Consider the following 20,524-nt stretch of genomic DNA (forward strand, 5'->3'; position numbering starts at 1 on the left):
CGATGCCGGATACCACGCAGCACGTCGATTACCTGAAGCGCCTGACGGCGGATCTCAGGCGGGCCCGGCGACGCGTCTCGGAGCTGGAAGGCCGGCTGTCCGAACCGGTCGCGGTGGTGGGCATGGCGTGCCGCTACGCGGGTGGGGTCGACTCGCCGGAGACCCTGTGGGAAATGGTCAATGAGGGCCGCGACACCGTGTCGGACTTCCCGGCGGACCGCGGCTGGGATGTCGAGGGGCTTTACGACCCGGACCCGGACGCGGCCGGCAAGATGTACACCCGCCAAGGCAGCTTCCTGCGCGACGCGGCGGACTTCGACGCCGGATTCTTCGGGGTCGGGCCCAGCGAGGCCCTGGCGATGGATCCCCAGCAGCGGCTGATGCTGGAGATCTCGTGGGAAGCGTTGGAGCGGGCGGGTATTGACCCGCTGGGGCTGCGCGGCTCGGCGACCGGGGTGTTCGCCGGTGTCATCCACGCCGGCTACGGCGGCGAGGTGAAGGGCGAGCTGGAGGGCTACGGGTTGACCGGCTCCACCCTGAGCGTGGCCTCGGGCCGGGTGTCCTACGTGTTGGGCCTGGAAGGCCCCGCGGTGTCGGTGGATACGGCGTGTTCGTCGTCGTTGGTGGCCATGCATCTGGCGGCGCAGTCGCTGCGTTCCGGGGAGTGTGACCTGGCGCTGGCCGGTGGTGTGACGGTGATGGCCACGCCCGCCGCGTTCGTCGAGTTCAGCCGGCAGCGGGCACTGGCCCCGGACGGCCGGTGCAAGGTGTACGCCGGCGCCGCGGACGGGACGTCGTGGTCGGAAGGCGCGGGAGTCCTGGTGCTGGAGCGGCTGGCCGACGCGCGGCGACTGGGCCATCCGGTGGTCGCGGTGCTGCGCGGCTCCGCGGTGAACCAGGACGGCGCCTCCAACGGGTTGACCGCGCCCAACGGGCCGTCGCAGCAGCGGGTGATCCGTGCCGCACTGGCCAACGCCGGCTTGACCGCGGCGGACGTCGACGTGGTCGAAGGCCACGGCACGGGAACGGTTTTGGGCGACCCCATCGAGGCCCAGGCCCTGCTGGCGACCTACGGGCAGGACCGGCCGGCGGGCCGGCCGCTGTGGCTGGGATCGATCAAATCCAACATCGGTCACACGTCGGCCGCGGCGGGAGTGGCCGGGGTGATCAAGATGGTGCAGGCGATGCGGCATGGGGTGATGCCCAAGACGCTGCACGTGGATGTGCCGTCGCCGCACGTGGATTGGTCGGCGGGCGCGGTGTCGGTGTTGACCGAACCTCAGCCGTGGCCGGCGCGGGACGGGCAGCGCCGCGCGGGGGTGTCGTCGTTCGGGATCAGCGGGACGAATGCCCACGTGATCGTCGAGCAGCCGCCGGCGGAACCGGAACATCTTGCGCCGCAAGGCGATCGCCAGGATGCGGTGATCCCATGGGTGGTATCGGCCCGGTCGGCCGACGCGTTGACCGCCCAGGCGGAGCGGCTGCTGGCGCACCTCGAGGCCGAGCCGGAGCTGCGTGCCGTGGACGTGGGCTGGTCGCTGGCCACCACCCGGGCGGCCCTGGAACACCGCGCGGTGGTGGTGGGGAGCGATCGTGACACCCTGACGGCCGGGCTGGCCGGGGTGGCTTGCGCGGAACCGGGCCCGGGCGTGGTGGTCGCGCGCAGCCGCCCGCTCGGCAAGCGTGCGTTCGTGTTTCCCGGTCAGGGGTCGCAGCGGCTCGGGATGGGACGGGAACTGTATCAGCGCTTTCCGGTGTTCGCCGGGGCCTTCGACGAGGCCGTGGCGGCGGTGGATGCCCACGCGAGGTTGCCGCTGCGCGAGGTGATGTGGGGCACCGACCCGGAGTTGTTGGAGAGCACGGAGTTTGCCCAGCCCGCGTTGTTCGTGCTCGAGGTCGCCCTGGCGGCGCTGTGGCAGTCCTGGGGTGTGACGCCCGATGTGGTGATCGGCCATTCGGTGGGGGAGATCGCCGCGGCCTGTGTGGCCGGGGTGCTGTCGCTGGCAGACGCCGCGCGGGTGGTGGCGGCCCGCGGACGGTTGATGGCGGCGCTGCCGGCGGGCGGGGTCATGGTGGCGGTGACGGCCACCGAGGCCGAGGTCGCACCGTTGCTGAACGACAACGTGAGCGTCGCGGCGGTCAACGGCCCCGACGCGGTCGTGCTGTCGGGCGAGCGGGCCGCCGTGACGGCCGCGGCAGATCGGCTGGCCGACTGCGGGAGGCGGGTGCGGCAGCTGGCCGTCTCGCACGCCTTCCACTCGCCGCTAATGGAGCCCATGATCGACGAGTTCTCCGCGGTGCTGGCCGGGGTGTCGCCCGGTGCGCCGCGAATAGACTTGATTTCCAATGTGACCGGGCAATTGGCGGGACCCGGATACGGGTCCGCCGACTACTGGGTCGAGCACGTGCGCCGGCCGGTGCGGTTCGTCGACGGGGTGCGGTCGGCCGAATCGCTGGGTGCCGGTGCGTTTGTGGAAGTGGGGCCTGGCGCGGCGTTGACCGCCGCGGTGGAACAGTCCCTGGCGACCGAGCCGGCCGTTTCGGCGGTGTCGATGGCCAAGGACCGCCCCGAAGTCGAGTCGCTGCTGCTGGCGGCCGGGCGGCTGTTCGCGTCCGGCGCCGACGTGGACTGGGCCGCAATGTTCGACGGCCTGGACGCGCACCGGGTCGGCCTGCCGACGTATGCCTTTCAGCGGCGCAGGTTTTGGCTGCCGACCGAGTCGGTAGGCGCGCGGGACACCGCCGGCCTGGGTCTGGCCGCGGCCGGGCACGCGCTGTTGGGCGCCGTGGTCGAACGCCCCGATTCGGGCGGGGTGGTGCTCACGGGCCGGCTGTCGATGGCGGCGCAGCCGTGGCTGGCCGATCACGCGGTGACCGGCACGGTGTTGTTCCCGGGCGCCGGGTTTGTGGAGCTGATGCTGCGGGCCGGCGACGAGGTCGGCTGTCCGGTGATCGAGGAGCTGACGTTGTCGGCCCCGTTGGCGCTGCCGAGCAGCGGCGCGGTGCGCGTGCAGGTGGTGGTGGACGCCGCCGGCGAGGGCGGGTCCCGGGCGGCCGCGGTGTATTCGCAGGCCGGCCCGGAGTGGACGCTGCATGCCCAGGGTGTGTTGGGCGAAGGCTCGCCCAAGCCGGGCGCCGATCTGTCGGTGTGGCCGCCGGTCGGTGCCACCGCGGTCGATGTGGCCGGCGCCTACGACGATTTGGCCGCGCGCGGCTACGGGTATGGCCCGGCCTTCCGGGGGCTGCGGAAGGTGTGGCGGCGGGGCGAGGAGACCTTCGCCGAGGTCGAGGCCCCGCAGCACGCCGGTGTGACGGTGGGCGGCTTCGGAATTCATCCGGTGGTGCTGGACGCGGCCCTGCACGCACTGGGGGTGGCCGACGAGCGGGCCGAGACCGTTCTGCCGTTCTCCTGGCAAGGGGTGTGTCTGTACGCGGCCGGGGCGTCGCGGGTCCGGGTGCGGCTGGCGCCGGTGGGCAAGAGCGCCGTGTCGGTCGAGGTGGCCGACTCGTCGGGTTTGCCCGTGCTGTCGGTGCGCGAGCTGGTGACGCGTCCGGTCTCGGCCGCGCAGCTGTCGGCGGCCGCCGCGGCGCGCGCCGGTGGCGGCGAACTGCTGGAGGCGGTGTGGTCCCCGGTTCCGTTGTCGGACAACGGCATCGACGCGGACCCCGAGGTGTGGCAGCTGCCTGCGAACGGCCCGGGCATGGTCGGCTCGGTCTACGCCGCCACGCATGAGGCGTTGAGCGTGTTGCAGTCCCGCGGCGACGGGTCCGGGCCGTTGGTGGTGCTCACCCGCGGGGCGGTCACGCTGCCCGGTGAGGACGTGTCGGACCTGGCCGGTGCGGCGGTGTGGGGGCTGGTGCGGTCGGCGCAGGCCGAGCATCCCGGCCGGGCGGTGCTCGTCGACTCCGACGGGTCCCTCGACCTCGGGTCCGTAATCGGCTGCGGTGAACCGCAATTGATCGTGCGGGAGGGCGTCGCCTACGGTGCCCGGCTGAAGCCGGTCAAGGCGCACCCGGTGCTGCGGTTGCCCGAAGCGCCGTCGGTCTGGCGGCTGGCCGCCGGTGATGCCGGGACGCTGGAGGACCTGGCGGTGGTATCCGGGCCGCCGGCGGAACTGGCCGCCGGTCAGGTGCGGGTGGCGGTGGCCGCGGCCGGGGTGAACTTCCGCGACGTGCTGGTGGCCCTGGGCATGTATCCGGGTCTCGCGCAGTTGGGCGCCGAAGGCGCCGGACTGGTGACCGAGATCGGCCCCGGCGTCACCGATTTGGCCGTCGGTGATGCGGTCATGGGCATCCTGGGCCTGACGGGGTCGGAGGCGGCCGTCGATCGGCGGCTGGTGACCCGGGTGCCGCCGGGCTGGTCGTTCGCCGCGGCGGCGGGTGTGCCGGTGGTGTTCCTGACGGCGTATTACGGCCTGTCGGACCTCGGCGGCCTGCGGGCCGGCGAGCGGGTACTGGTGCACGCCGCCACCGGCGGGGTGGGCATGGCGGCGGTGCAGCTGGCCCGGCATTGGGGCGCCGAGGTCTTCGCGACGGCCAGCCGCGGCAAGTGGGACACCCTGCGCGTCATGGGCTTCGACGACGACCACATCGCGGATTCGCGAACCCTGGACTTCGAGGAAGAGTTCTCCTCCGCGACGGGCGGCGCCGGCATGGACGTCGTGCTCAACTCGCTGGCCGGTGACTTCACCGACGCCTCGCTGCGGTTGTTGAGTCCCGGCGGGCGCTTCATCGAGATGGGCAAGACCGACCTGCGCGACCCGGGTGCGATCGCCCAGACCTACCGCGCGTTCGACCTGATGGAGGCGGGCCCGGACCGCATCGCGGAGATGTCGGCGGAATTGATGCGATTGTTCGCGGCCGGAGCTTTGAAGCCATTGCCCGTCAAGGCCTTCGATGTGCGTTGCGCCGCGGACGCCTACCGGTTCGTCAGCCAGGCCCGCCACATCGGCAAGGTCGTGCTCACCATGCCCGACGGGCCGGCCGGGCTGGCCGGCGGCACCGCGTTGATTACCGGCGGGACCGGCATGGCCGGCTCTGCGGTGGCCCGGCATCTGGTCGAGCGCCATCGCGTGCCGCACGTCATGTTGGTCAGCCGCGGCGGTGAGCGGACGGATGGCGTGCCCGCGTTGGTCGCCGAGCTGCGCGAGGCCGGGGCCCAGGTGTCGGTGATCGCCTGCGATGTCGGCGACCGCGACGCCGTGGCGCGGTTGCTGGCGCAGGTGCCGGCTCGTTTCCCGCTGCGCGGCGTGTTCCATGCCGCCGGGGCGCTCGACGACGCGGTGATCGCGTCGCTGACGCCGGAGCGCATCGACACGGTGTTGCGGTCCAAGGTCGACGGGGCGTGGCACCTGCACGAGCTGACCCGGGAGCTGGATCTGTCGGCGTTCGTGATGTTTTCGTCGATGGCGGGGATCGTGGGCGCCCCGGGCCAGGGCAACTACGCGGCCGCCAACAGCTTCCTCGACGCCCTGGCGGCGTACCGCCACGCCCACCGCCTGCCCGGCTTGTCGATCGCCTGGGGGATGTGGGAACAGGAGTCGGCCATGACCCGCAACCTCGGCGACCGCGACAAGGCGCGGATGAGCCGCGCCGGGCTGGCCCCGCTGTCCACGCGCCAGGCGCTCGGCCTGCTCGACGCCGCGCTGCTGGCCGAGCCGCCCGTCGTCGTGGCCACCCGCCTCGATACCGCCGCGCTGGCGCACGCCGGCGCCGCGCTGCCGCCGCTGTTGAGCCAGCTGGCCACCCGGCCGGCGCGGCGGGTCCTCGACCCCACCGACATGGTGTCGCTGACGGGCCTGCGGGCGCGGCTGGAAGGCCTGGCCCCCGAGCAGCGGCGGCGCGAGCTGGTGGAGCTCGTCTGCGGCAACGCCGCCACGGTGTTGGGCCACAGCACCGCGGACGTCAACGGCGAGCAGGCCTTTCAAGACCTCGGCTTCGACTCGCTGACAGCGGTGGAGCTGCGCAACAGGCTCAAAATCGCGACCGGACTGACCCTTTCGCCCACGCTGATCTTCGATTACCCCACCCCGGCGGCCCTGGCCGAGCACCTCGACGGCCAGCTGACCACCGGGGCAAGCGGCGAGCCGCCCGACCGCATGGCCCGCGTCAACGACGTGGCCCGCGAATTGCAGGCACTGCTCGGCCAATCCGACTGGAGCCCCGGCGACAAAGCGCAGCTCGTCACCCGGCTGGAAGGCCTGCTGAACAGCCTCACCGGCCCGGCGGAAGTCCCCTACCCGGAGCACCCCGACGACCCGTTCGACGACGACATCGCCACCGCCACCGAAAGCCAGCTCTTCGCCATCCTCGACGAAGAGATGGGCCCCTAGCATGACGGACGTCGCGGTCATCGGTCTCGCGTGCCGATTCCCCGGTGCGGCAAGCCCGCGCGAATTCTGGGATCTCATCCGCGAGGGCCGCGAGGCGACGCAACTGCCCGGGGACGTCGCGGAGTTCGACGCCGACTTCTTCAACCTCTCGCCGCGCGAGGCGTCCGCGATGGACCCCCGGCAACGATTGGTGCTCGAACTGACGTGGGAAGCCTTCGAAGACGCGTTCGTAGTGCCCGAAACGGCGCGCGGGACGGCGATTTCGGTGTACTTCGGGGCGATGGCCGACGATTACGCTGTCCTCACCCTGCGCGATATCGCCGACAACCTCGACCACCACTCGTTCGCGGGCATCAGCCGCGGCATGATCGCCAACCGGGTCTCGTATGCCTTCGGGTTGCAGGGGCCCAGCATGACGGTCGACTCCGGTCAATCGTCCTCATTGGTCGCCGTGCACCTGGCCTGCGAAAGCCTGCGCGCGGGCGAGTCGGCGCTTGCGATAGCCGGCGGGGTTCACCTCAACCTGGCCACCGAAACGGCAATGCTGGAAAGAGAATTCGGCGCACTATCGACGTCGGGCCACACCTACGCGTTCGACCGGCGCGCGGACGGCTACGTCCGCGGCGAGGGCGGGGGACTGGTGCTGCTGAAGCCGCTGCCGAACGCCCTGCGGGACGGGGACCGCATTCACGCCGTCATTCGGGGCAGCGCGGTGGCTAACTCCGGGCACAGCGCCGCGGGCCAGACGGTGCCCTCGGTTTCCGGTGAGGCCGACGTGATCCGGCGGGCGCTTGCCGCCGCCGGCCTGGGCAGCGCCGACATCGACTACGTCGAGGCCCACGGCACCGGCACGAAGGTCGGCGACGCGGTCGAGGCCCGGGCGCTGGGTGAGGTGTTCGGTGCGCGCGAGCATCCGGTGCAGGTGGGGTCGGTCAAGACCAACATCGGCCACTCCGGGGGCGCCGCGGGAATTGCGGGCCTGCTCAAGACCGTGCTGGCCGTGCGGCATTCGGTGCTTCCGCCGAGCCTCAACTACGCCGACGCGAATCCCGACCTCGAACACCTGCGGGTCAACGTCGACGCGCTGCGCTGGCCGGCGGCGGGCCGTCCGCGCCGTGCCGGGGTGTCGTCGTTCGGCATGGGCGGCACGAACGCGCACATCATCGTGGAACAGGCTCCCGCGCAACCGGATCCGCCCGCTGATGCGTGTGACGGGTCAGTTGCGTGGGTGCTGTCGGCCCGCTCGGAGCAGGCCCTGGCCAACCAGGCGCGCCGGCTGGCGGAGCGGGTGGCCCACTCGGGGGTGACCGCGGCGGACGTGGGCTGGTCGTTGGCGACGACGCGCTCGGTGTTCGAGCATCGGGCGGTGCTGGTGGGCCACGATCGCGACGCACTGACGCGTGGCCTGGCCGGGCTGGCGGCCGGGGAGCCGGCCCCCGGTGTGGTGGTGGGCCGGGCCGGACCGGCGGGCCAGACGGCCTTCGTGTTCCCCGGCCAAGGCTCGCAATGGCCGGGAATGGGCCGCCAACTCCATCAACGGTTTCCGGCCTTCGCCCAGGCTTTCGACGAGGCCGCGGCGGCGATGGACGCCCACCTGCGGTCGCCGGTGCGCGAGGTGATGTGGGGCACCGACGCCGAGCTGTTGCAGGGCACGGAGTTCGCGCAGCCGGCGTTGTTCGTCCTCGAGATCGCCCTCGCCGCGTTGTGGCGGTCCTGGGGCGTGACACCCGATGTGGTGCTGGGTCATTCGGTGGGGGAGATCGTCGCGGCGTGGGTGGCGGACGTGTTGTCGCTGGACGACGCGGCGCGCATCGTGGCGGTCCGCGGAGAATTGATGGCGGCGCTGCCGGCCGGCGGGGCGATGGTGGCGGTGAGCGCCGCCGAGGCCGAGGTTGCGCCGCTGCTGAACGACGGCGTGAATATCGCGGCGGTCAACGGACCCAATTCGGTGGTCCTGTCCGGTGAGCGGGCCGCGGTGGGCGTCGTGGCCGACCGGCTGGCGGGCACCGGTCGGCGGACGCACCGGTTGGCGGTCTCGCACGCGTTTCATTCGGCGTTGATGGAGCCGATGCTCGACGAGTTCGCCCATCGGGTGGCCGACATCCAGCCGCGACAGCCGCGAATCTGCTTGGTTTCCAACGTCTCCGGGGAGCCGGCCGAACCCGGATACGGGTCGGCGCGGTACTGGGTCGAGCACGTGCGCCGGCCGGTGCGTTTCCTCGACGGCGTGCGCGCCGCCGAGGCCCTGGGAGCGACGGCGTTCGTAGAGGTCGGCCCGGGCGGCGGGTTGAGCGCGGCGGTCGACCAATCGCTGACCACCGAGCGGCCGCTCTCGGTGGTCACCGTGCCCAAGGACGCCCCGGAGATCGAGTCGCTGCTCAGCGCGGCCGGCCGGCTCTTCACAGCCGGAGTGGGCGTGAGCTGGCCGGCCGTGTTCGCCGGTTCGCACGGGCGCCGGGTTGACCTGCCGACGTATGGCTTTGCCCGGCAACGATTCTGGCTGGGTGACGAGCATAATACGTTGCCCGCCAAGGCAACCCGGTCGCAGGGCCTGGCCGAACAATTGCACGCCCTGGGCCCCGCGGAGCAGCAGAGCCGGCTTGCCGAGCTGGTCTGCGAGCACACGGCCGCCGTGTCGGGGCATCCGGATGGCCGTGCCATCGACCGCGATCGCGCCTTCGCCGACCTCGGTTTCGACTCGCTGACCGGCGTGGAACTGCGCAACCGGCTGACGACGGCCACCGGGCTGGCGCTGTCGCGGACCCTGATCTTCGACTATCCCACCCCCGCGGCGCTGGCCGATCATCTGCGGCGGCAGTTGTTCCGTGGCGATGACGACCAATCGGACGAGGAAAAGGTGTGGTCAGCGCTGCGCGGCATCCCGCTCGCCGAGCTTCGGAGGACCGGATTGCTCGACAAACTTCTGCTGCTCGCCGGGGAACCGGAAAGCGTTGTCGCCGAACCGGTCATCGACATGATCGACTCGTTGAGCCCCGACGCTCTGATCGCGATGGCGCTGAACTCCGGCGACGACGAGGACGCCGAATGACGGAATCCACAAGCAATACAACACATGTCGAATACGTCAAATTTTTGCCGGGCTACTCAGAACGGCTTAGACTTCGGGAATTGATGAAAGTCCCTTATGGGCTGGGACGCAAGCAAGAGGGTTGGGCATGAGCGTCATCGCGGGCGTATTCGGAGCGTTGCCGCCGCATCGTTACAGCCAGGCCGAGATCACCGACCAAATCGTCGAATTGCCCGCATTGAAGGAGCACGAAGAGGTCGTTCGGCGGTTGCACGCCGCGGCCAAGGTCAACAGCCGCCACTTGGTCCTGCCGCTGGAGCGATACCCGTCGCTGACCGATTTCGGCGAAGCCAACGAGGTCTTCATCGAACACGCCGTCGAACTCGGCTGCGAAGCGTTGCTGGGCGCACTGGACGAGGCGGGTCTGCAGCCGCAGGACATCGACATGATCGCCACCACCACGGTCACCGGCGTTGCCGTGCCGTCGCTCGACGCGCGGATCGCCGGACGGCTCGGGCTGCGCCCGGATGTGCGCCGGATGCCGCTGTTCGGCCTGGGCTGCGCGGCCGGGGCGGCGGGGGTGGGCCAACTGCACGACTACCTGCGCGGCGCCCCGGACGGGGTCGCGGTCCTGGTGTCGGTCGAGCTGTGCTCGCTCACCTTCCCCGCGGTCAAGCCGACCGTCTCGGGTCTGGTGGGAACCGCCATGTTCGGCGATGGGGCCGCCGCCGTGGTCGCCGTCGGCGACCGTCGTGCCGACCGGCTGAGCCCCGGCGGCCCCGACATCGTCGACTCCCGCAGTCGCCTCTACCCCGAATCGCTGCACATCATGGCCTGGAACGTCAGCTCGACCGGGCTGCACCTGGTGATGTCACCCGAGCTGACGAATCTCATCGACCGCCACCTGGCCGGCGACGTGAGCCGGTTCCTGGGTGAGCACGGGCTGACGAACGACGACATCGGCGCCTGGGTGGCGCACCCCGGCGGTCCCAAGGTCATCACCGCGATCGGCAACAGCCTCGGGTTGGCGCCGGACGCTCTCGAGTTGACGTGGCGCTCGCTGGGCGAGATCGCGAACCTGTCGTCGGCCTCGGTGCTGCACATCCTGCGTGACACCATCGCCAAGCCGCCGCCTGGCGGCAGCCCCGGGCTGATGCTCGCGATGGGCCCGGGATTCAGCTCCGAGCTCGTGCTCCTGCGCTGGCGCTGAGCAGACGCCTCACTCCAGCGCCTCGGACAGATTCAGCCAGCGGCTCTCCGTCGCGGCCACCTCGTCTTCCAGCGCGCGCAATTCCTGGGTGAGCCGCGCGATGCCGACGTGGTCCGACTGGTCGTGCTCGGCCAGCTCGTGGTGTTTGTCCGCGATCCGGTCGGCCAGCCGGGCGAGCTGGCGGTCGACGCCGGCCAGCTCCTTCTCCGCCGCCCGCCGCTCGGCTCCCGACATCCCTGCCGGCTCAACCGGAGCGACGGCGGCAGGCGGCGCGGCCGCGGCGACTTCCCGCCGTGCCAGCCCCAGGTACTCGTCGATGCCGCCGGGCAGGTGCCGCAACCGGCCGTCGAGAATGGCGTACTGCTGGTCGGTGATCCGCTCGAGCAGGTAGCGGTCGTGGGAGACGACGATCAAAGTGCCCGGCCAGGAGTCGAGCAGGTCTTCCATGGCGGTGAGCATGTCGGTGTCGACGTCGTTGGTCGGCTCGTCGAGGAGCAACACGTTGGGTTCGGACAGCAGCGTGAGCATCAGCTGCAGCCGCCGTCGCTGGCCGCCCGAGAGTTCCCCGATCCGAGCGGAGAGCTGGCCCTTGCCGAAGCCGAGCCGCTCCAGCAGCTGGGCGGGCGTCACCTCGCGGCCCTCGACCTCGTACCCGCCGGGCAGCCGGCCCAGCACGTCGGCGATGCGGTCGTCGGCGAGCCCGGCCAGGGTGTCACCCTGCTGGTCGAGCACGGCCAGCTGGACGGTCTTGCCGCGCTTGACGCGCCCGGTGTCCGGCTTGATGCTCCCGGCGATCAGTCCGAGCAGCGTCGATTTCCCGGCGCCGTTGGCGCCGACGATGCCGGTGCGTTCGCCCGGGGCGATCCGCCACTCGACGTCGCGCAGCACCGGGTGTCCGCCAAACGCCACCGACACGTCAAGCAGATCGATGACGTCCTTGCCGAGCCGGGCGGTCGCCAGCTTGGCCAGCTCGACGTTGTTCCGCAGCGGCGGCACGTCGGCGATCAGCTGGTTGGCGGCCTCGATGCGGAACTTGGGTTTCGAGGTGCGGGCCGGCGCGCCGCGTCGCAGCCAGGCCAGCTCCTTGCGCATCAGGTTCTGCCGCTTGGCTTCGGTGGCGGCGGCCATCCGGTCACGCTCGACGCGCTGCAGCACGTAGGCCGCGTAACCGCCCTCGAACGGCTCCACGATCCCGTCGTGCACCTCCCACGTCGTGGTGGCGACCTCGTCCAGGAACCAGCGATCGTGCGTAACCAGCAGCAGCCCGCCGGTATTGCGCGCCCAGCGCTGCCGTAGATGTTCCGCGAGCCAGGCGATGCCCTCGATGTCCAGGTGGTTGGTGGGCTCGTCGAGCGCGATGACGTCCCACTCGTCCACCAGCAACCTGGCCAGCTGGACGCGCCTGCGCTGGCCGCCGCTCAGCGTCGATACCGCGGCGTCCCAGCCGATGTCGGAGACCAGCCCGCCGACCACGTCGCGCACCCGCGCGTCGCCGGCCCATTGGTGTTCGGCCGCATCGCCCACCAGCGTCCAGCCCACGGTGTGGTCCGGTTCCAGGGTGTCCGCCTGGCTCAGCGCGCCCACCCGCAAGCCGCTGCGGCGGGTGACGCGGCCGGAATCGGGCTGCAACTGGCCGGTGAGCAACCGCAGCAGGCTGGATTTGCCGTCCCCGTTGCGTCCGACGATGCCGATGCGTGCGCCGTCGTTCACGCCCAGCGTGACCGCTCCGAATACCAACTGGGTCGGGTATTCGAGGTGGATGGCCTCGGCTCCCAATAGGTGTGCCACCGGCCCGACCCTACTGCGGCTATTCGAGGGTCAGCAGCGCCCGGTCGACTTCGCTCTGGGTCTCCGCCGACGCCTTGCTGGCCACCGCGTCCAGGAAGCGGCTGGCGAGATCGCGCAGTTTCAGGTTGGTTTCCTGGGATCGCCAGACCAAGATGTCGAACGCCCGCTCCGCGGAGATGCCATAGGCGGCCATGAGGACGCCCTTCGCCTGCTCGATTCGGGCGCGGGCATCGGCGACCGCCGACAGCACGTTGTTGATATCGGTCTGCAGCGAGTCGGTGACGTCGACATAGAAGCCGGACGTCCCGATCGGGGTGCCGTGGTCGTCGAGCATCCGGTCGCCCGCGACGACGACACAGTGGGTGCGCCCGCCGGTGTCGATGATGCGGTGGCGACTGCTGAACGGCTTGCCCTGCATCACGCGCTCCAAGACGGCGGCGACACGCTCGCGGTCGTCAGGGTGCTTGTGCTTGAGCAGCAGTTCCGTGGTCGGCTGCACCCGTCCCGGCTTGTACCCGTGCATCCGTGCGACGGCGTCCGACCACTCCCAGCGGTGCCCGTCCAGGAAAAACCGGAACCGGCCGACGCGCTGCGGCTCGCCGAGCCCTAGGACCAGGTCGACCGCGTTGAGGTCTTCTTCCTCGACGACGTCGGACATGAGCTCCTCCGACGCCGGAGCCGCCGACCCGCCATCGGCCGCCCGCCCGTCGCGGCGCCGGACGGTTTCGTCTTCAAAGTTCACGGTCATCGCGCATTGCCCTTCAGATCCGTAACTATGTCCTCCGCATATCAATGCCCACTTTCGGGCGGGTCCATTCATGGATCAGGCTTTTCGATAGGGCTCGGCGTCGGCGCGTTTGAACTCCAGGCCCAGCCCGGGCCGTTCCCGGTCCGGCCGCAACGCCCCACCGTCGGGCGCCAGGGCGCCGTCGAACAGCATGTGTTCGATGCGGTGGTGATCGTGGAAGTACTCCAGGTGCCGCAGATTCGGGATCGCGCTGGCCACGTGGGCGTGCAGGTTGGGGGCGCAGTGGCCGGACACGTCGACATTGCAGGCGGCGGCCACGGCGGCGGCGCGCAGCCAGTCGGTGATGCCGCCGCAGCGGGTGACGTCGATTTGCAGGCAGTCGACCGCATCCGCGGCGAGCATCCGGTTGAAGTAGGCCAGGTCGTAGCCGTACTCGCCGGCGGTGACGTCCGGGGTGACCTGATCGCGCACCTCCCGCAGCCCGGCCAGGTCGTCGGAGGAGACGGGTTCCTCGAACCATGTGACATCGTGGTCGGCCATCGCGTGGGCCACCCGAATGGCCTGCTTGCGGCGATAGGCGCCGTTGGCGTCCACGTAAAGCTCGACGTCGGGGCCGATCACCTTGCGCGACAGTGCGATTCGGTCAAGATCACGGCGCTCCTCGGACCCCCATGACTCGCCGATCTTGATCTTGACGCGCGGGATCTTCCACTCGTCCACCCAGCGTTCGAGTTGGGCGCGGGTGGCGCGCTCGTCATAGGTGGTGAAGCCGCCGCTGCCGTAGATCGGCACCCGGTCGTGCGCCATGCCGAGCAGTCGGCATACCGGTAGGCCCAGGAGTTTGCCCTTGAGGTCCCACAGCGCGGTGTCGACCGCCGAGATCGCGCACGACACCAAGCCCGGCCGTCCGTTGTTGCGCATCGCCCGGACCATCGCCTGCCAACGCCCGGTGATGTCGAGGGCGCTGTGTCCGGTGAGAGTGCCGGCGAGCGGCCCGTTGATCAGCGTGCCGCACGCGCCGGCGGCGTAGGTGTAGCCGATCCCGCGGTGCCCGCCCGCCGCAGCCTCGGTCAGCACCAGGGTGGTCGACGACCAGGGCAGAGTGCCGTCGGCTTCCGGTGCGTCGGTGGGGATTTCGTAGACCTGCGCGGTGACCTCGTCGATGCGTGCGTCGAGGCTCATCGCGGCCACCGGCGCGCGGCGAGCCACGCGCCCAGTCCGGCCACGCCTAGCGCGCTCGTACCGCTGACGACAGGGTGCTGCGACGCCCACACCTGCGGGCTCAGCTCGTGGGACTTGTCGTCGAACCCGCCGTGGGCGCCGTGGTCACTGCCGGGTTCCTCGTCCAGCGGGTGCCAAAGGTTGTGCGGGCGCCCCGGGCTGACGTGCTGCTTGGTCTGCTGCGAGTCATAACCGGTGCGGCCCAGGTAGCGGTCCAGCAGCGGTGCGACGAACTTCTGCGCCAGCAGCGTGACCATGGTGCTGTCGCCGACCCAATATTGTTTGCGCTCCGGATGATCGGCGGCATACACGACGCCGCGGGCGGCAACCTCCGGCTGGTAGATCGGCGGCACGGGTTGGGGATGGCGCGGCAGGCGGGACAGCACCCAGGAGAACTGGGGGGTGTTGACCGCGGGCATCTGGGCCACCGTGATCCGCACCTTGGAGTGCTCGTGCAACAGTTCGCAGCGCACCGATTCAGTGAAACCGTTGATGGCATGCTTGGCGCCGCAGTAGGCCGATTGCAGCGGGATGGATCGCTGGCTGAGCGCGGAGCCGACCTGCACGATGGTGCCGCGGTCGCGCGGCCGCATCTTCGCCAGCGCCGCCATGGTGCCGTGCACGTATCCGAGGTAGGACACCTCGGTCACGCGTTTGAATTCCTCGGCGCTGATCTCGCTGAACGGCGCGAACACGGAGGTGAACGCGACGTTCACCCAGACGTCGATCGGGCCGAAGGTCGCCTCGGTCTCGTCGGCGGCGGCGACGACGGCCGCGTGGTCGGCGACGTCGGTGGGCAGGGTCAGCGCCTTGCCGCCGCCGGATTCGACGTCGCGGGCCGCGCCGTCCAGCCCGGCGGACCCGCGGGCGAGCAGGGCGACGTTCGCCCCGCGCTGCCCGAACAGTTGGGCGGTGGCCCGGCCGATGCCGGCGCTGGCTCCGGTGACTACGATTGTTTTTGTGGTCGGTGTCATCGCCGAAATCTCCTTCTGCGTTGAATCAGTCATGGTGGACGGCGTCGTCGGCGAGGGTGGCCGTGCATTCCAGCATCAGCGCGTGCGCGAACGCCTGGGGGAGGTTGCCGCGGAGCTGGCGCTGCCGGACGTCGTATTCCTCGCAGAACAGCCCGGGGGGCCCGCAGGCGGCGCGGTTGCGTTCGAACCAGCGCATCGCGCAATGGGTATGTCCCAGTTGATGTTCGGCGAGCGCCATCATGAATCCGCAGAGCAGGAAGGCGCCCTCGGCGTCGCCGAGGTCGCGCTCGTCGTGCCGGAACCGGTACACGAACCCGTCGTGGCTGAGCTGCTTGCGGACGGCGTCCAGCGTGGCCCGGGTGCGCGGGTCGTCGGCGGGCACGGCGCCGCGCACGGGTGGCAGCAGCAGCGACGCGTCAACCCCGGGCAGCCGCGGGCTGCGTTGCCAGTAGCCGCCGTGCGGGTGCAGGCTGCTGGCCGCGGTGTCGGCCAGGATCGCGTCGGCCAGCGAGGCGCAGGCTGCCACCTCGTGGCCACCACCGGAAACCTTCGCGATGGCGCGTAGCCCGGCCACGCACGCCAGGCGGGACTGCGTCCAGTGCTCGTCATCGATCTCCCAGATGCCGGCATCCGCGTCGCGCCAGCGCTTTTCGATCGCGCCGATGGCGGTCTGCGCGGCGCGCCAGCCCTCGGCGTCGAGCCGGTCGGCGTTGCCCGCCCAGGCCAGCAGCTGCAGCGCCTCGCCGAAGACGTCGAGCTGAAATTGCTGGTTGACCCAGTTGCCCACCTTGTCGGTGCCGCCGGGGTACCCGGGCAGGTCGAGCGTCTCCTCGTCGGGCACGCTGTCGCCCGTGACGGTGTAGGCCGGCTTGAGGTCGGGGCCGTGTTCGAGCAACCGGGCCCCGACGAATTCGACCGCGCGGTCGAGCAACTCGGTCGCCCCGACGGTCGCCGCGGCGATGCCTGCGTAGACCTGATCCCGGATCCACGCGTAGCGGTAGTCGTAGTTCTGGTTGGTGTGCGCGCGTTCGGGCAGGCTCATCGTGGCGGCGGCCACCATGCCGCCGCCGCTACTGGTCAGCCCGCGCAGCACCGCGTAGGAGTGACGCCCGTCGCGGGGCGCGATGGTGCAGTTCAGCTCGGGAATGCTGCGACGCCAGGCGGCTTCCGTTGCGTCCCAGGCGATGTCGGCGTCGGGTGGTTGGTCGGGCAGGGTGCGCTCGGAGAGCTCCAGCACGAAATCGTGCTGATCGCCCTCGTCGACGGTGATCTCACACGTGAGCAGCTCGCCGCGGCCGCGCGCCGCCGTCACCGATCGCACGTCGCAGCCGCCCAGCCAGCGCCACCGCAACCGCCCCGACTTCCCGCTCCATGCCCCGCCGTCGACGCGCATGTCGCCGGGACCGTGCCGGCCGAACTCGGCGCTCGGCTGCAGCACCACTCGCACCCGCGCGGTCCCGCGGCAGCCGATGAGTCGGCGCAGCAGCACCACCCGGTCGGGATCGCCCGGGAACGCCAGCGCCTCACGGCATTCCACGATGCCGTCGCGGGTGATCCAGCGATTGCGCCAGATCATGCTGCCCGGCTCGTAATAGCCGCCCCACACATGCCGCACGTCGGTCGGCGTGATCGCGTAGACGCCGCCACCACCGATGAGATTCGAGAACACGCCGTCGGAATCCCAGCGCGGCGCACACATCCACGCGACGTCGCCCTGCGGCCCGATCAGGGCGCCCCGCTCGCCGTCCGCGAGCAGGGCGTACTCGCGCAACACCCGCGGCGAGAAGGCCGCCTCGATGTCGATCGCGCGGTCAGCCACGGACCCCCGCCTCCGATGGCCGCCTCGCCGGGGCGGTGCTGTCGATCTTTCCGGTCGCCATCCGTTCGGCGAGCCGCGAGGCCAGCGCCATGATCGTCAATGCCGGGTTCGCCGAGCCCTGCGTCGGACACACCGAGCCGTCGGCCAGAAACAGGTTCGGCACGCCCCACACCCGGTGATCGGAGTCGACCACCGAGTTGTCCGGGCGGGTGCCCATCCGGGCGCCGCCGATCAGGTGGGCGAACCGCTCGATGGTGAGCACGTCCTGGGCGTCGGCGGCGTGCAGGATGTCGCCGATCACTTTGGTGGAGTAGGCCATGTTGGCCTTGTCGTTGTCGCACAGCGTGTAATCGAACCGGGCCACCGGGATGCCGTAGGGGTCCCTCTCCTCGGCGAGGGTGACCCGGTTCTCGGGCAGCGGCAACAGCTCGTTGAGCACGCCGACGGTCGCCCAGTGGTTGTAGTCGCGCATGTATTCGCGCAACGCCCGGCCCCAATGCCCGTCGGCCAGAACGTGTTCGGCCCAGCCGATCGGCAGCGGCGAAACGGTCTGGATGGAGAAGCCGCGGGCGAACCCGCGCGAGGAGTCGGTTTCGTAGAACTGCTCCGAGGACACCTCCGGGGGAGGGGCCTTGTACATCCGCACCTCGTCCGACCACCGGCCCGCGGACTGCGTGGCGCCCTGCACCATCACGTAGCGACCGACCTGGTCGTCGTCGTTGCCCAGCCCGTTCGGGAAGCGTTCGCTCACCGAGTTCAGCAGCAGGCGCGGCGTTTCGATGGAATACCCGGCGATCGCGACGACCTTGGCCCGCTGCAACCGCTCGGTGCCGCCGGCCTCGTCGTAGTAGACCACCCCGCGCGCGGAGCCCGCCTCGTCGAGCTCGACGCGGGCGGCCATGCAGTTGGCGCGGATCTCCACGGCGTGGGCCAAGGCATCGGGCAGGTGCGTGACGTACGGGCTGGCCTTGGCGTTGACCTTGCAGCCCTGCAGGCAATAGCCGCGGTAGATGCAGTGCGGGCGGTTACCGAAGGTGCCGTTGACGATGCCGACGGGGCCGACCCGCATCTCGATGCCGAGCTGCATCGCCCCCCGCCACAGTTTGGCCGCGGCACCCGAAATCGGGTGCGGGGAAAAGGAGTACCGATGCGGGTAGCCCCAGGGCCAGTTCTGCCCGGCCACCGGCAACTCGAGCTCGATCCGCTCGTAGTGGGGGCGGACGTCTTCGTAGCGGATCGGCCAGTCCGCCCCGACCCCGTCGAGGGTGTAGGTGTGGAAGTCGCTGGGATGAAACCGCGGCGTGTAGCCGGCGTAGTGCACCATCGAGCCGCCGACCCCCCGCCCGGAGTTGTTCTTGCCCAGCTCGATCGGGTCGTCGCCGCCGATGATGCGCTTCTGCGTCCAGTACAGGGAGTGCGAACCCGCCTCGTCGGAGACCCAATCCTCGTCGGGGTGCCAGAACGGGCCCGCCTCGAGGATCACCACCCGCCAGCCGGCCCGTGCCAGCCGTTGCGCGAGCACGGATCCGCCGGCGCCGGCGCCGACGACCACCAGGTCGACCTCGTCGTCGTCGCCGTAGCGCTGCATGGTCTTTTCGCCGGGCAGGTCGCGCGAATGCACGTCGAGCAGGAAACGGGATTCGTTGTCCTTCGGCCCGATAGCTCCCCTGAGGAGGCCGCGGAGTCGGTCGCCCATCACAACTCTCCCCGTTGGACTACGCGGACCGGGTCCTCGTCGGTGGCGCCGGGGGTCTCGAACGGTTCGCGCGCGGCGGCGGGACCGGTGGCACCGCCCAGGCGCATGAACCCGCGCGGGTAGGCCGGTCCGCCGAACCCGATCTCGTTCCACGCCCACGGGTGGGAGTAGAACCCGGACAACGTCATTCGCATGCACACCGACCACGCGCGTTTGACGTTGAGGCGCTCCCAGGTCCCGCCGTCCAAGGCTCCCTGCGAGAACTGGTCGATGATCGCCTCCCGGGTGTCGGGTTCGGCGTCGGCGAACGATGCGCTCCCGTACCGGGCGGACGCCGTCTCGTCGAGCGCGAGCAGCACCAGCCGCCACGTGTCGCGGTCGTCGGGCATGTCGGCGTACTGGTAGCCGTCGAGCCGGCCGTCGGCGAGCTTGGAATCGACCGACTCGGGCACCGGCACTCGCGGCTCGCGGTCCTGAGCCAGCACCGTGTCGCAGAACGCGCGCAGGCACGGTTCCTCCTCCGCGGTGAAGAACCGCAGCGGGCCGGGCGGTTCCAGCCGGGCCAGCACCACCTTCTTGGTGGCTTCGTCCCACGTGTCGGTCGTTTCCAGCACGTCGTAATCCGGGTAGCGGCCGATCATTTGGGGCGTGACACCACGGCGTTGCTTGGGCAGCCAGGACGGGTGCGGCGGTTTGCGATCCGCGCGCAGGTTGGGCAGGTGGTCGGGGCGCGAGGTGTCGGCCATCGCGCTCAGCCCCGGAACCGCTCGCGGCGCAGGATCGAGGCCAGCAGGCCCATCCCCCCGACCATGCACATCAACCCGGGCGCCGCGATCGGCGGACCCATGGGCACGTTGTAGGACGCGTTCTTCCATCCGCCCGGCTTGCGTGCGACGCCGCGGGCATGCAGGTATTCGCCCATCAGGCCGTTGGCGGTGTAGATGCCCGCGGTGATCGGCAGCCAGAGTTTGGCCCAGCGCCGCGAGAACACCCCGCCGATACCGGCGACCACCACCGGCGGTGTCACCACGATCGGGCTCCACATCCACTTGTTACCGAAGCTGGCCTTGTAGTGCTCGAAATAGATTTCCGCCGTCGTGACGAGGGCCGCGATGGCCGTCAGCCCGGACAGCGAGCGCTCGAAGCGACCGTGCGCGACGTCGTACAGCGCCCGCTCGGCGAGCTGTTGGGCCTCGCCCGTGCGCCGTCCTGTGTTGCCTAACAACAACATTTGGTTTCCCTTCCTAGCTCGTTGATTCGCCCGCGTTACTGGCTCGGTTCCGCGCACTGATCGACGCGGACATACCAGAGCTATTGCGAGGCAAGCACTGTCGGAATTTCGGCCATGGGACCCGCGCGCAGAAGAAGTCTGCGGCCGTCTTGCCCATGCGTCACCTCACTTCTGAAACGAAACACGCTCAGGTAGCCACCGCGCGATGAAGGCTCGCGATGACTGCCCAGAGAACTGGTAAGCGCCCAGCTGTGTGTTTCAACCGAGGTGGTCTCGACGGCGCGTCGTGACCGAAGCGCATTCGGTGCGTACCCGGTTTGGGTCGGCGCAAACCGTCCAGGTGGACGGCTGATCAGCGGCGCCTCGCGGCCGTCGCGGGCTTGTCGGACCCTCGGCCTAGTATCGAATGTATGTTCGAGTACGCGTTGGCGTCGCGGTCTACCCCGGAGTCTTGGGTGTTGTTGGATCGGGTGCGCG

At 70.5% G+C, this 20,524-nt stretch carries 11 protein-coding genes; 3 read left to right on the forward strand and 8 right to left on the reverse strand.

The features are described from left to right. Nucleotides 1–2 precede the first annotated feature (2 nt). The 3 genes from A5781_RS19565 (at nt 3) to A5781_RS19575 (ending at nt 10,570) form a co-directional block, all read left to right on the forward strand. Nucleotides 3–6,332: a type I polyketide synthase gene (locus A5781_RS19565; RefSeq protein WP_067210212.1), complete on the forward strand. Its 6,330-nt coding sequence runs from the start codon at nt 3–5 to the stop codon at nt 6,330–6,332. 1 nt (nt 6,333) lies between these two features. Beyond that, entirely contained in the window at nt 6,334–9,381 is a 3,048-nt protein-coding gene (locus A5781_RS19570) for a type I polyketide synthase (RefSeq protein WP_067210216.1), read from the forward strand. A gap of 127 nt (nt 9,382–9,508) precedes the next feature. Further along, complete coding sequence (locus tag A5781_RS19575; protein ID WP_067210220.1) at nt 9,509–10,570, forward strand: type III polyketide synthase; 1,062 nt, start codon at nt 9,509–9,511, stop codon at nt 10,568–10,570. Nucleotides 10,571–10,579: 9 nt separating this feature from the next. Here A5781_RS19575 and A5781_RS19580 read toward each other — a convergent pair whose 3' ends face one another. From A5781_RS19580 to A5781_RS19615, 8 genes are all read right to left on the reverse strand, one after another. Further along, complete coding sequence (locus A5781_RS19580) at nt 10,580–12,358, reverse strand: ABC-F family ATP-binding cassette domain-containing protein (RefSeq protein WP_067210224.1); 1,779 nt, start codon at nt 12,356–12,358, stop codon at nt 10,580–10,582. A 19-nt stretch (nt 12,359–12,377) separates the two neighbouring features. Beyond that, the gene (locus tag A5781_RS19585; RefSeq protein WP_067210227.1) at nt 12,378–13,106 is read right to left on the reverse strand and encodes a PAS and ANTAR domain-containing protein; all 729 of its coding nucleotides are present in this window, start codon (nt 13,104–13,106) and stop codon (nt 12,378–12,380) included. 75 nt (nt 13,107–13,181) lie between these two features. Next, complete coding sequence (locus tag A5781_RS19590) at nt 13,182–14,288, reverse strand: enolase C-terminal domain-like protein (protein ID WP_067210271.1); 1,107 nt, start codon at nt 14,286–14,288, stop codon at nt 13,182–13,184. Then, nucleotides 14,285–15,301: an SDR family oxidoreductase gene (locus A5781_RS19595; RefSeq protein ID WP_197503990.1), complete on the reverse strand. Its 1,017-nt coding sequence runs from the start codon at nt 15,299–15,301 to the stop codon at nt 14,285–14,287. Before A5781_RS19595 ends, A5781_RS19590 begins: the two co-directional genes overlap by 4 nt. A 25-nt stretch (nt 15,302–15,326) precedes the next feature. Next, nucleotides 15,327–17,120 (reverse strand): glycoside hydrolase family 15 protein, encoded by a 1,794-nt coding sequence (locus tag A5781_RS19600; RefSeq protein ID WP_067210231.1) that lies wholly within the window; start codon nt 17,118–17,120, stop codon nt 15,327–15,329. After that, the gene (locus A5781_RS19605) at nt 17,113–18,816 is read right to left on the reverse strand and encodes a GMC family oxidoreductase (protein WP_067210234.1); all 1,704 of its coding nucleotides are present in this window, start codon (nt 18,814–18,816) and stop codon (nt 17,113–17,115) included. Before A5781_RS19605 ends, A5781_RS19600 begins: the two co-directional genes overlap by 8 nt. Next, nucleotides 18,816–19,562 (reverse strand): gluconate 2-dehydrogenase subunit 3 family protein, encoded by a 747-nt coding sequence (locus A5781_RS19610; protein ID WP_067210238.1) that lies wholly within the window; start codon nt 19,560–19,562, stop codon nt 18,816–18,818. The genes A5781_RS19605 and A5781_RS19610 overlap by 1 nt, the downstream gene beginning before the upstream one ends. Before the next feature lie 5 nt (nt 19,563–19,567). Continuing rightward, complete coding sequence (locus tag A5781_RS19615) at nt 19,568–20,047, reverse strand: hypothetical protein (protein ID WP_067210242.1); 480 nt, start codon at nt 20,045–20,047, stop codon at nt 19,568–19,570. Nucleotides 20,048–20,524: the final 477 nt, after the last annotated feature.

The sequence above is a fragment of the Mycobacterium sp. 852002-30065_SCH5024008 genome (assembly GCF_001665645.1).
Taxonomy (GTDB): Bacteria; Actinomycetota; Actinomycetes; order Mycobacteriales; family Mycobacteriaceae; genus Mycobacterium; species Mycobacterium paraffinicum.